The sequence below is a fragment of the Nonomuraea sp. ZG12 genome (assembly GCF_052068115.1).
Lineage (GTDB): Bacteria > Actinomycetota > Actinomycetes > Streptosporangiales > Streptosporangiaceae > Nonomuraea.
Map to the genome: position 1 here is coordinate 440,305 of NZ_JBQHCW010000001.1, position 11,561 is coordinate 451,865.

11 protein-coding genes are annotated in these 11,561 nt (G+C 70.8%); 10 read left to right on the forward strand and 1 reads right to left on the reverse strand.

From position 1 onward, the window contains the following. Nucleotides 1-7 precede the first annotated feature (7 nt). The 8 genes from murG to ACTMTF_RS02050 all read left to right on the forward strand — a co-directional run bounded on the left by murG (nt 8) and on the right by ACTMTF_RS02050 (nt 8,126). Nucleotides 8-1,081, forward strand: coding sequence for an undecaprenyldiphospho-muramoylpentapeptide beta-N-acetylglucosaminyltransferase (gene murG, locus ACTMTF_RS02015; RefSeq protein WP_397000875.1), 1,074 nt, complete (start codon nt 8-10; stop codon nt 1,079-1,081). After that, nucleotides 1,078-2,487, forward strand: coding sequence for a UDP-N-acetylmuramate--L-alanine ligase (gene murC, locus ACTMTF_RS02020; RefSeq protein WP_441108938.1), 1,410 nt, complete (start codon nt 1,078-1,080; stop codon nt 2,485-2,487). The genes murG and murC overlap by 4 nt, the downstream gene beginning before the upstream one ends. A 122-nt stretch (nt 2,488-2,609) precedes the next feature. After that, the gene (locus tag ACTMTF_RS02025) at nt 2,610-3,275 is read left to right on the forward strand and encodes a cell division protein FtsQ/DivIB (protein ID WP_441108939.1); all 666 of its coding nucleotides are present in this window, start codon (nt 2,610-2,612) and stop codon (nt 3,273-3,275) included. Nucleotides 3,276-3,716: 441 nt separating this feature from the next. Next, nucleotides 3,717-5,210 carry a cell division protein FtsZ gene (ftsZ, locus tag ACTMTF_RS02030; protein ID WP_441108940.1) on the forward strand — a complete coding sequence of 498 codons (1,494 nt, stop codon included), beginning with the start codon at nt 3,717-3,719 and terminating at the stop codon, nt 5,208-5,210. A gap of 189 nt (nt 5,211-5,399) precedes the next feature. Beyond that, nucleotides 5,400-6,116, forward strand: coding sequence for a YggS family pyridoxal phosphate-dependent enzyme (locus tag ACTMTF_RS02035; RefSeq protein WP_441108941.1), 717 nt, complete (start codon nt 5,400-5,402; stop codon nt 6,114-6,116). A 139-nt stretch (nt 6,117-6,255) separates the two neighbouring features. Beyond that, nucleotides 6,256-6,756 (forward strand): cell division protein SepF, encoded by a 501-nt coding sequence (locus ACTMTF_RS02040; RefSeq protein WP_397000865.1) that lies wholly within the window; start codon nt 6,256-6,258, stop codon nt 6,754-6,756. 80 nt (nt 6,757-6,836) lie between these two features. Further along, nucleotides 6,837-7,130 carry a YggT family protein gene (locus ACTMTF_RS02045; protein WP_397000863.1) on the forward strand — a complete coding sequence of 98 codons (294 nt, stop codon included), beginning with the start codon at nt 6,837-6,839 and terminating at the stop codon, nt 7,128-7,130. Nucleotides 7,131-7,235: 105 nt separating this feature from the next. Next, nucleotides 7,236-8,126 (forward strand): DivIVA domain-containing protein, encoded by an 891-nt coding sequence (locus ACTMTF_RS02050; RefSeq protein ID WP_441108942.1) that lies wholly within the window; start codon nt 7,236-7,238, stop codon nt 8,124-8,126. A 499-nt stretch (nt 8,127-8,625) separates the two neighbouring features. Here the strand turns inward: ACTMTF_RS02050 and ACTMTF_RS02055 are convergent, their stop codons facing one another. Further along, entirely contained in the window at nt 8,626-9,024 is a 399-nt protein-coding gene (locus tag ACTMTF_RS02055) for a hypothetical protein (protein ID WP_441108943.1), read from the reverse strand. A gap of 1,021 nt (nt 9,025-10,045) precedes the next feature. Here ACTMTF_RS02055 and ACTMTF_RS02060 point away from each other — a divergent pair. Together ACTMTF_RS02060 and ACTMTF_RS02065 are read left to right on the forward strand one after the other, a co-directional pair. Beyond that, nucleotides 10,046-10,507, forward strand: coding sequence for a hypothetical protein (locus ACTMTF_RS02060; RefSeq protein ID WP_441108944.1), 462 nt, complete (start codon nt 10,046-10,048; stop codon nt 10,505-10,507). A gap of 308 nt (nt 10,508-10,815) precedes the next feature. After that, a complete protein-coding gene (locus ACTMTF_RS02065; protein ID WP_441108945.1) occupies nt 10,816-11,460 on the forward strand; it encodes an MBL fold metallo-hydrolase in 645 nt (214 codons plus the stop codon). Nucleotides 11,461-11,561 lie beyond the last annotated feature (101 nt).

An 11,561-nucleotide genomic window follows, 5' to 3' on the forward strand; every position in this document is an offset into this window, starting at 1 on the left:
GACCGACATGAGGGTGGTCCTCGCTGGTGGCGGGACGGCCGGGCATATCGAGCCCGCCCTCGCCCTGGCCGACGCGCTGCGCCGCCTCGACCCACGCATCGGCATCACCTGCGTGGGCACCGAGCGCGGCCTGGAGACGCGGCTCGTCCCCGCCAGGGGTTACGAGCTGGAGCTGGTCCCCGCCGTGCCGCTGCCCAGGGCGATCACCCCGCAGCTGCTGACCGTGCCCGGCCGGCTGGCCGGGGCGGTCAACGCCATGGCGGCGATCTTCGACCGGGTGCGGGCCGACGTCCTCGTCGGCTTCGGCGGCTACGTCGCCACGCCCGCCTACCTCGCGGCCAAGCGGCGCGGCCTGCCGATCGTGGTGCACGAGGCCAACCCGCGCCCCGGCCTGGCCAACCGGCTGGGCTCCAGGCTCACCGAGCACGTCTTCACCGGCTTCCCCGACGCCGCGGGCAGGGCCGAGTACATCGGTACCCCGCTGCGCCGCGAGATCGTCGAGCTCGACCGGCTGTCCATGGGCGACAAGGCCCGCTCCTGGTTCGGGCTGCAGACCGACAGGCCCACGCTGCTGGTGTTCGGCGGCTCCCAGGGGGCCAGGTCGATCAACGAGGCGGCCCTCGCCGCCGCCCACGCGCTGCGCTCCGCCGGCGTCCAGGTGCTGCACGTGATCGGCCCGAAGAACACCGTCGAGCGCGAGCCGCCGCCCGGCGACCCGCAGTACGTCCTGCTGCCGTACGTGGACCGGATGGATCTCGCCTACGCCGCCGCCGACCTCGCGCTGTGCCGCAGCGGCGCGCTCACCTGCGCCGAGCTCACCGCCGTCGGCCTGCCCGCCGCGTACGTGCCGCTCCCGCACGGCAACGGCGAGCAGCGCGTCAACGCCGAGCGGGTGGCCGCGGGCCACGGCGGCCTCCTGGTGGACGACGCGCACCTGTCATCTGATTGGATCATCCACAACGTGCTGCCCATCCTCCATGACCCGGAAAGAGTCGCCGCGATGTCGGAGGCCGCCTCCAGACTGGGGAGGAAGGACGCCGACCTCATACTCGCCAGGAAAGTGTTGGAGATAGCCCGATGAGCCTCGTCAAGCTGGTCGATCCCGTCGCCGCCGAAGACCTGGGGCGGGTGCACTTCATCGGCATCGGGGGCGCGGGGATGTCGGGCATCGCGCGCATCCTGCTCAAGCGCGGCGTGCGCGTGTCCGGCAGTGACGCCCGCAGCAGCGACCTCGTCGGGGAGCTGCGCGAGCTGGGCGCCACCGTGCACATCGGCCACGCCGCCTCCCACATCCGCGACGTCGACACCGTGGTGGTCTCCACCGCCATCCGTGACTCCAACCCCGAGCTGGGCGAGGCGCTCAAGCAGCGGCTGCGGGTCATCCCGAGGGCCGCCGCGCTCGCCTCCGTCATGGCCGGGCGCACCGCGGTCGCCATCGCCGGCACCCACGGCAAGACCACCGTCACCTCGATGCTGACCGTCGCCCTGCAGAAGTGCGGGTCCGACCCCTCCTACTGCGTGGGCGGCCAGCTCGTCACCACCGGGCTCGGCGCCGACGAGGGCTCCGGCCGGGTGTTCGTCGCCGAGGCCGACGAGAGCGACGGCTCGTTCCTGATGCTGGCGCCCGACATCGCCGTGGTGACCAACGTCGAGGCCGACCACCTGGACAACTACGGCGACCCGCGAGCCGTGCACGACAGCTTCGCCCGTTTCGCCGAGCGGGTCGGCTCGCTGCTCATCGCCTGCTCCGACGACCCGGGCTCGGCCGAGCTGGCCGCCGTCGCGCGCGAGCGCGGGCTGCGCGTCCTGACGTACGGCGCCGAAGGCGACTACCGGATCAGCGGCGTACGGCCCGACGGGTTCGGCACCGTCTTCACCGTCGAGGGCCCCGGCGCCTGCGCGGGGGAGGTGCGGCTGTCGGTGCCCGGGGCGCACAACGCGCTCAACGCCACCTCGGTCATCGCCGTGGCCGATGAGCTGGGGCTGCCGTTCGAGGAGATCAGGGACGGGCTGTCGGCCTTCACCGGGGCCAAGCGGCGCTTCGAGGCCAAGGGCGAGGCGGGCGGCGTGGCGGTGTTCGACAGCTACGCCCACCACCCGACCGAGCTGGCGGCCGACCTCAGGGCCGCGCGTGACGTGGTCGCCTCCTACTCCGGCCACGGGCGGGTCGTCGCGGTCTTCCAGCCGCACCTCTACTCACGCACCCGGTTCTTCGCCGAGGAGTTCGGCGCCGCGCTGGGGCTGGCGGACGAGGCGATCGTGCTGGACGTCTACGGCGCCCGCGAGGACCCGGAGCCGGGCGTCTCGGGCGCGTTGGTGGCGAGCCGGGTGCCGCTGCCCGCCGGGCAGGTGGCCTACGCGCCGGACCGGGCCGCGGTGCCGGAGCTGGTGGCCTCCCGGGTCCGCGCGGGCGACATCGTGCTCACCATGGGCGCGGGCGACGTGACCGAGCTGGGCCCGCAGATCGTGGCCCGGCTGTCCCACTGACCGGCCCGGTCCCCGTGGCGTCCGGGGTGGTTCTCCGGTCGTCCGGGAAGGGCTGTCTGGCGTGGCGTGCGGTCTTCGTGCGGGCGGCGGCGTAGGTTCTGTGGGCACGGCGATGCTGGAGGATGATGAAAGCTCGGACGGTTTTCCTGGTGCTGCTGACCGCGGGCGTGGTGGGGACGGCGGCCTGGCTGGTGTTCTTCTCGCCGGTGCTGGGCGTACGATCTGTGGAGATCGTGGGAAATGTCACATTGCCCGCTGAGAAGATCAGGGAGACCGCCGGGGTCGCGGAGCTGCATCCGCTGGCGACCGTCAACCTGACCGACGTGCAGGCCAGGGTCCAGGCCATCCGGCAGGTGGCCAGCGTGAAGGTCGACCGGGTGTGGCCGGGGACACTGAAGATCGAGATCGTCGAGCGTGAGCCCGTCGCGCAGGTGGCCGCGGGCGGCAAGGCGGCGCTGCTGGACAAGCTCGGGGTCGTGATCGAGGTGGTGGACGTGGTGCCGCCTCTGGTGCCGGTGCTCAAGGTGGCCCGGCCCGGGGCGGGAGACCCGGCGACGATGGCGGCGCTGCGGGTGATCGGGTCGCTGCCCGGCGAGATCGGCGGGCGGGTGCGGCAGGTGAGCGCCACGACGGCCGAGGACGTGACGCTGACGCTGTCCGACGGCCGGACGATCATCTGGGGTGGCGTGGACAGGCCCGAGGACAAGGCACGCATCCTGACGAGCATGCTGCGGCGCAAGGCGGAGGTCTACGACGTGAGCTCGCCGGACGTGATCACGCTCAAGTGATCGATTTTACTTACCGCGTCATGATCGCCATTCCTGCCGCCTCAGTCGGGTGCTCGTCGGCGGGAAGTGCTGTGGCGGCGGGGATATGTGGGCCGCGAAAGATCGATCTTTGGCCTCCGGCGCGGCAACTCCAGACCGGGAACAGGCTCGCGCCTGTCGAAGGCGCGCGTCCCGGCGTGAGAACCTGTAGATCGGGCTTGCGGCACAGGAGTGCCCCGACCAGGCGTGACGACGGAGCGAATCGGACAGCCCGCGACACGCCGGACGTGCTTGCGGCGCGGTTAGTTGACCCGCGCGGAGCGTAACTCCTACTGTCCGTATCAATCCTCAGGTTGACATAAATCTAAATCTCAACTTGAGGTTGAGAGTTACCCGAACTGAAAAGACGCGGAGACGATCCGCACCGAAATGGCAAGTCAACGAGCGGAAAGGCCCCTCGTCGTGGCAGCACCGCAGAACTACCTCGCGGTCATCAAGGTCGTCGGCATCGGCGGCGGCGGAGTGAACGCCGTCAACCGGATGATCGAGGAGGGACTCAAGGGCGTCGAGTTCATCGCGATAAACACCGACGCCCAGGCGCTGCTGATGAGTGACGCCGACGTCAAACTGGACGTGGGCCGCGAGCTCACGCGCGGACTCGGAGCGGGCGCCAACCCCGATGTGGGGCGCAAGGCGGCCGAGGACCATCGTGAGGAGATCGAGGAGGTCCTCAAGGGGGCCGACATGGTCTTCGTCACGGCGGGCGAGGGTGGCGGCACCGGTACGGGCGGCGCGCCCGTGGTGGCCAACATCGCTCGCTCGCTGGGGGCGCTCACGATAGGAGTCGTCACCCGGCCGTTCAGCTTCGAGGGCCGCCGCAGGGCCTCGCAGGCCGAAGCCGGCATCGAGACGCTGCGCGACGAGGTCGACACCCTCATCGTGATCCCCAACGACCGGCTGCTGTCGATCTCCGACCGGCAGGTGAGCGTGCTCGACGCGTTCAAGGCCGCCGACCAGGTGCTGCTCTCCGGTGTGCAGGGCATCACCGATCTGATCACCACGCCGGGTCTGATCAACCTGGACTTCGCCGACGTCAAGTCGGTCATGTCCGGCGCCGGTTCGGCGCTGATGGGCATCGGCCACGCGCGCGGCGACGACCGTTCGGTGGCCGCGGCGGAGATGGCGGTCTCCAGCCCGCTGCTGGAGGCCAGCATCGACGGCGCGCACGGCGTGCTGCTGTCGATCGCCGGCGGCTCCGACCTCGGCCTGTTCGAGATCAACGAGGCCGCCCAGCTCGTGTCGATGGCGGCGGCGCCCGACGCCAACATCATCTTCGGCACGGTCATCGACGACGCGCTCGGCGACGAGGTGCGGGTCACCGTGATCGCCGCCGGCTTCGACGACATCGCGCCCCCCGACAAGCAGCTGCCCCGCCCGCAGAGCCGTCCCACCGCGGCCCAGGCGCCGCCGCTGGCGGCCCCGCCCCGGTCCAGCGCGCCCTCGGCTGGCGTCCGGTCCGAGCCCGCCTCGCGTCCGGAGCCGCGCCCCGACCCCCGTCCTGAGCCTCGCGTCGAGTTCAGGCCCGAGCCGCGCCCAGAGCCCCGTACGGAGCCGCGTACGGACTTCAGACCCGAGCCGCGTACGGAGTTCAGGCCGGAGCCACGCACCGAGTTCAGGCCCGAGCCGCGCCCCGAGGCCAGGCTTGAGGCCCGGCCGGAGCCGCGTCCCGAGCCACGTCCGGAGCCGGTGCGCCAGCCGGACAGGGCGGAGCGCGAGCCGGCCGCCGAGGACGAGCACGACGAGCCCTCGGCCCCCGTCTCGATCCCCCGGCCCACACCCGAGCCCACCAATCCGCCCACGCCCATCACCTCCCGCATGTCGGAGCCCGCCAAACGTCGCCCGGTGGTCTTCGAGGAGCAGGAGGAGGAATTGGACGTCCCCGACTTCCTCAAGTAGCCCGACCGGCCCCCGCCGCTCCTTCCAACAGAAATGGGGAGCGGCGCCGCTGTGTCACCGGGCCGACGCGGTGCGCGTACGGCGTCGCGGGGGTCCTCGGGCCGGCTCGCCCGCCGCGTCCCGGCCGGGAGCGTTCCACGTACGCCGGGTCCGCGGGGCGGTGGCTCGCGGCGGCGGGGGTACAGGACAATGGTGTGCACAGGAGGGACAGGCGTGCGAACGGATGAGATCGCCTCCGGCCTGGCCGGGGTCGAGGAGCGGATCGGCGAGGCGTGCCTGGCGGCGGGCCGCGACCGGGGTGAGGTGACGCTGATCGCCGTGACCAAGACCTACCCGGCCTCCGACGTGCGGCTGCTGGCCGGGCTCGGGGTGCGCGACGTGGGCGAGAACCGCGACCAGGAGGCCGCCCAGAAGGCGGCCGAATGCGCTGACCTGCCGCTGACCTGGCACTTCGTCGGTCAGCTGCAGACCAACAAGGTGCGCTCCGTGGTGGGCTACGCGGATCTGATCCACTCCGTCGACCGGGGCAGGCTGGTGGAGGTGATCAGCCGGGAGGCGGTCAGGCAGGGCAGGGAGATCGGGTGCCTGGTGCAGGTGGCGCTGGACGACGATCCCGGCAGGGGCGGCGTCGGACCGGCGGACGTGCCGGCGCTGGCCGCGGCCATCGACGCCGCCCCCGGACTGTGGCTGGGCGGGGTCATGGCGGTGGCGCCGCTGGGGGAGGACCCGGCCAAGGCGTTCGCGAGGCTGCGTGATGTGGCGCTGGGCGTACAGGAGCGCCATCCACGTGCCACGATGATTTCCGCCGGGATGAGCGAGGATCTGGCCGAGGCCGTCGCGCACGGTGCCACACATGTGCGCGTCGGTACGGCGTTGCTCGGCCGTCGAAAGCTCTTCGTCAGGTAATGTCCCCTCAAGTGGGTCTTCAGGTCCACGGTCTGGTAGAGGTCGATCAGCGGTGAGCTCCAAGGGGGTACGGCTACCGCCTCGGACCCGGCTGACGAGTCCGAGCGAGTGCGACCATGAGCAGGAGGACGACGTAGCGATGGCCGGCGCGATGCGCAAGATGGCGGTCTACCTCGGTCTCGTGGAGGACGACCGCTACGAGAGGTACGAGACCTACACGGATGAGTACGCCTACGACGACGACGTCCAGCGCACCGGCGAGGAACGGTCTGTAGCGGTCCAGGACCGCGAGGAAGAGACCGATGCGGGAGTGCCCGCGCCCCGGCCCGCCACGACCGTCCTGGAGCGCCGCACGACCGATCTGGCGCGCATCACCACCCTGCACCCGCGGACCTACAACGAGGCCCGGACCATCGGCGAGCACTTCCGTGACGGCACCCCCGTGATCATGAATCTCACCGAGATGGTCGACAGCGACGCCAAGCGGCTGGTGGATTTCGCGGCAGGTCTGGTCTTCGGCCTACATGGCAGCATTGAACGTGTTACGAACAAGGTGTTCCTGTTGTCCCCCGCCAATGTCGAGGTGACCGCCGAAGACAAGGCGCGAATCGCGGAACGCGGGTTCTTCAACCAGAGTTAGAGTCTCTGTATGTCTACCGGACCCAACCAGGTCTCGCCGAGACCGGACGGGCACATCAGAAGTGGAGGCGCGGCCAGACCGTGGGGATCGTAAGCCAGATCTTGGTCGTTGTCCTGTCCCTCTACCTGGTGTTGCTCATCGGCAGGATGATCTTCGAGACCGTCCAGGCGTTCGCACGACAGTGGCGACCCTCCGGGGTCGTGCTGGTGATCGCCGAAGCCACATACACCGCAACCGACCCTCCACTCAAATTCCTCCGCCGTTTCATTCCCCCGCTCCGGTTGGGTACGGTGGCCTTTGACCTAAGCTTCACAGTCCTCTTCATCATCGTTCTGCTCTTGATCAACATCGCAGGATCGCTCGGCGGTAGGTGATGGGGGCCGCAGAGCACCGGTCATGATCCAACTCGTGTACGCGCTGAAGTGATCGGGTTGACCGTCCCTCCGGACAGACTCCAAAGCGCGCCAAGGAGACCAAAGATGCCGCTGACGCCCGCTGATGTGCGGAACAAGCAGTTCAGTACGACCCGGCTGAGGCCGGGCTACGACGAGGAAGAGGTCGATGCCTTCCTCGACGAAGTCGAGGCTGAGCTTGACCGCCTGATCCAAGAGAACGAAGAGCTCCGCGCGAAGCTGGCCGAGTGCCTGCGCGGCAAGGTGCCCGGTGGCATGAACATGCCCATGGCGTCCGCGCCCGTCCAGGAGCAGCCCAAGCCTGAGATGATGGGCCCGCCGCCCCAGCAGCAGCACCAGCAGCAGCCGGAGCCCATGCGGGCGCCCGAGCCGCAGCAGCAGCCGGTGCCCATGGCGATGAACATGCCTCCCGCCGAGGACAACATGGACACCGCCGCTCGCGTGCTCGCGCTCGCGCAGCAGACCGCCGACCAGGCGATCTCCGACGCCCGCCGGGAGGCGGACGAGACGGTGACCCGCGCCCGCCGCGAGGCCGACGAGATCCTGACCAAGGCTCGCCGTCAGGCCGAGCAGGTCATCGGCGACGCCCGCGCCCGCGCGGAGACGCTCGAGCGCGACGCGCAGGAGCGTCACCGTCAGGCCATGGGCTCCCTCGTTCAGACCCGTGACGAGCTCGAGCGCAAGGTCGAGGAGCTGCGCAGCTTCGAGCGCGAATACCGCAGCCGCCTCAAGCTCTACCTGGAGAACCAGCTCGCCGAGCTGAACGTCTCCGCCGAGGGCAGCGGCGGGTTCCCCGTCATGTCGTCGGGTGCGCCCAGCGCCGCAGGCCCCGGCATGCAGCACGCCGTCCCCCAGGGTGGCCAGCAGCCTCTGCCCAGTGGTCCCAACCCGTTCGGCGGCGAGGCTCCGCAGGGCGCTTTCCCCGGCAGTGACGGTCCCCACAACGACCGCCGGTAAGGTAGCGGGTCAGATAGACCCGTCACTCGAAAGAGCCCCTAGTGATCCTTATCAGTGCTGGTTTGGTGCTCGCGGCGGTCATTCTGCTGATCGCGGGCTTCGTACTGGCCAAGCCGTTCCTGATCATGTGGTCCATCGTGGTCAGTGTGCTGTCCGCGCTTTTCCTGGTGATCGGGGCGCTGCTGCGGCGTCACGAGTTGTTTCCCGGTGGTGGGCAGGCCGCTGTGCCGGCCACCCCTCCTCCAGCGGGGCTCGTGCCCCCTGGCGTGCCGCACAACCGGACCGGCCCGATGGGGGCGCAAGCGCCGCCGCAACCGTTCCAGCGGACGGCGGCGACCCTGCACTCACCCGGGCCCGCGCGGGGCCCCTCTCCCGCACCGGCGTCGGGCCCGCACCGCCCGGTGACGGCGAAGGGGATCTCCCCGGACGCGATCGTGCTGGTGATCCCAGGACGCAAGCGTTACCACGTCCAGGGCTGCCGCCAGCTGATCGGGCGGGATCAAGAAGAGCTCACGTACGAAGAGGCGCGCGAGGAGGGCTTCACGCCCTGCACCGCGTGCCTGCCTGACGCCGCGCTCGGCGGCCGGCAGTTGCCACCTGCCCCGGACCCCGAGCCAGCCGTCGCCACCGCGCACCGGGCCGAGCCGACGCGGGACCCGCAGTCGCCGGCCGTGGCGTCGAAGCCCGAACCCAAGGCTTCCACCCCCACCTCGTCCTCCTCGGCAGCCACCACCACTCCGGCCGCCTCCGCCGCCCCTCCTTCGGCCTCGTCCGCCGCTCCCACCTCAGGCTCCTCCGCCGCTCCCGCTTCGGGCTCGTCTGCGGCCGCAGGCTCCTCTGCTGCTCCTGCTTCGGGCTCGTCCGCCGCCGTGACCCCGGGTTCCTCCGCGGCTGCCACCCAGGCAACCTCCGCGACCGGCGGACGCTCGTCTTCCTCCGCGTCAGCCGAAGGCCCGACCGGGTGGTTCGGCCGACCGGCTGCTTCCTCGGCTTCCGCGCCCACCCGCCCGGGAGGCGGCCCGCCGTCCGCGGCCGGCGGCACGCGGCCTTCCCCGGCATCCAGCGAGCGCGAAGACCCTGAGGCGGAGACCAAGATCTCCCTCCCGCTCCCCGATGCCCACCGCAGCCCCAAGCCGGACCGTCCCAAGCAGCCGACCGCCGGGGCGGAGCGCCCGGGTGGCAGTGCTGGGCCCGATGAGCCGGATGCCGGTAGCGGTACGCCGCCCGTGCGGAAGGCGGCGGGCGGCGGTGCGCGTGATGAGCGGCCGGAGCGACGAGACGGTGAGCGCCGTGAGCCGGATGCCGGTAAGGCAGGGCAGCGGTCCTCACAGGCGATGACCGGCGAGCCTGACAACGACTCCTCGGGCCCCGACACGCGCCCCCAGCCTCGCGTCACCGCTTCCGGAACACCGGTGTCACAGGACTCCGATCCGTCGGCAGAGCCACCACGCCGCCCGGCACAAGGCAGCCCCGCTGCTGCCCGGACACGGCCCGGATCGGGCGACGCCACCTCGTCGCTGCGATCGGAGAGCTCGGACAGGCGACCTGAGCGGGGCACCGGAGCCGGGTCCCCGGGCGGCGACGCTCGCCCCTCGGGCGGTGACGTCCGTCCCTCGGGCAGCGGTGCCCGGACCTCTGGCGGCAGTGCTTCCTCGGGGAGCGGCGCCTCGTCCAGCGGTCCTTCGCGCCCAGGTGGTGGCAAGCCTCAGGGAGGCTTCGCCGCGTTCGGTGACGCTGAGGCGAAGTCGTCGCAGGGCGGCGCTGATCGGGGTACGGCTTCGAGTGGTGCCGTGACGCCGGAGCGGCCGGCGTCGTCGGCCGAGTCCGCCAAGTCCCGGGCCTTGCCGACTCCCACCGGAGCGCCTGACAGGGCGACAGGGGAGAAGCCCGCTAGCAGTTCGAGGGGGCAGTCGCAGTCTTTGGGCAGCGAGCGGCCCACCGGCCCCAAGCAGGGCAGCGAGCGATCCCCAGCCGGCAGGCCGGGCGGCGAGCAGTCCGTCGGCCCCAGGCCGGGCGGCGAGCAGGCTGGCTCCAAGCAGAGCGGCGAGCAGGCTGCCGGCGCGAAGCCGGGAGGTGGGGCTTCGTCCGACGCCGCCGCTCAGGGGCGGCCCGCCTCCTCCACCGCCAAGGAGGTGGCCTCCAAGGACAGCGGGTCGTCGGATGAGCCCGGCTCTGCCAAGGGCAAGAACGGCGACGGGAAGAAGGCCGGCGCCACCATGGTGAAGGTCATCATCGGCACCCGCCGGTACCACGGCACCGCTTGCCCGTTGATCGAGGGTGCTGGAGAGTCCGGGGTGGAGAGCATGACGTTGGCCCGGGCTGAGGCGGCGAGTATGACGAGTTGTTCTGTTTGTCAGAATGATCGTGAAGCTGTGAGTTGATTCGCGGTGGCGACTGTCGGCTGATGGCAGTCGTGGGTTCTTTGTCAGCATTCGGCGCTTCACTGGATCGGCCGCAGCTGCGGTATGCGCTGCTTACATGACACGCGCTGCTTACACATGACATGCGCTGGTTCTCGGCATCGCCCGCCTCGCGGTCTGCGTCGCTTCGTCGTTGCGCGGGTGGTCCGGGGGCGGCGGTTCGTGTCCTGAACGCTTGGGTTTCGGGTGTTGAGGCACACTCTTGGTCTGTTCGGGGTGGTGTTCGCTGTCGGAGATCTCCTTTAGGCGGAGGTGACCGGCGGGACAGGATGGGGGCCGTGAGACTGACCAAGTACGGGCATGCGTGCGTGCGGGTGGAGAAGGACTCCAGGGCCATCGTCATCGATCCCGGGGCGATGACGCCGGAGCCTGAGGCGCTGGCCGGTGCCGAGGCGGTGCTGATCACCCATGAGCATTTCGACCACTTCGAGGCCGAGCGTCTGTACGCGGCCGCGGCGGCTGATTCCGAGTTCGCCGTCTATACCTGTCCCGGGGTGGCTCGGCGGCTGGCGAGAATGCGGGATCAGGTGCGGGTGGTGGGCGACGGGGACGTGCTGACGGTCGCCGGGTTCGAGGTCGTGGCCGTCGGGGAGAAGCATCACTTCAGTCACCCCGACGCCGAGCCCGTGGACAACGTCGGGTTCCTTCTCGACGGTGAGGTGTTTCATCCTGGCGACGCGCTGCCGCTGGTCGACGTGCCGACGCTGCTGGTGCCGGGGCAGGCTCCGTGGATGACGGTGCCCGATCTGGTCGGCTACCTGCGGGAGATGGGGCCGCGCCGGGCGTACGCGATCCATGACGGGCTGCTCAACGAGTGGGGGTTGAAGGTGCTCGACAGTGTGCTGGAGCGCGAGGCCGGGGCGCTCGACGCCGATGTCCGGCGGCTGCTGCCGGGCGAGAGCGTCGAGCTCTGATACCGACGTTGAGCGGGGTCAGCGGAAGGGGATGAGCGGGCCGGGGGTGACTTCCCCGGCCGGCTGTGGGGGCGACTCCCCGGCCGGCCGCTGTGACGGCG

Excerpts from the sequence above, each read along its gene's own strand:
- murC (WP_441108938.1), top strand. The coding sequence starts at position 1,078 with ATGAGCCTCGTCAAGCTGGTCGATCCCGTCGCCGCCGAAGACCTGGGG.
- ACTMTF_RS02050 (WP_441108942.1), top strand. The coding sequence starts at position 7,236 with ATGCCGCTGACGCCCGCTGATGTGCGGAACAAGCAGTTCAGTACGACC.
- murG (WP_397000875.1), top strand. The coding sequence starts at position 8 with ATGAGGGTGGTCCTCGCTGGTGGCGGGACGGCCGGGCATATCGAGCCC.
- ACTMTF_RS02025 (WP_441108939.1), top strand. The coding sequence starts at position 2,610 with ATGATGAAAGCTCGGACGGTTTTCCTGGTGCTGCTGACCGCGGGCGTG.
- ACTMTF_RS02040 (WP_397000865.1), top strand. The coding sequence starts at position 6,256 with ATGGCCGGCGCGATGCGCAAGATGGCGGTCTACCTCGGTCTCGTGGAG.
- ACTMTF_RS02065 (WP_441108945.1), top strand. The coding sequence starts at position 10,816 with ATGGGGGCCGTGAGACTGACCAAGTACGGGCATGCGTGCGTGCGGGTG.
- ACTMTF_RS02035 (WP_441108941.1), top strand. The coding sequence starts at position 5,400 with ATGGTGTGCACAGGAGGGACAGGCGTGCGAACGGATGAGATCGCCTCC.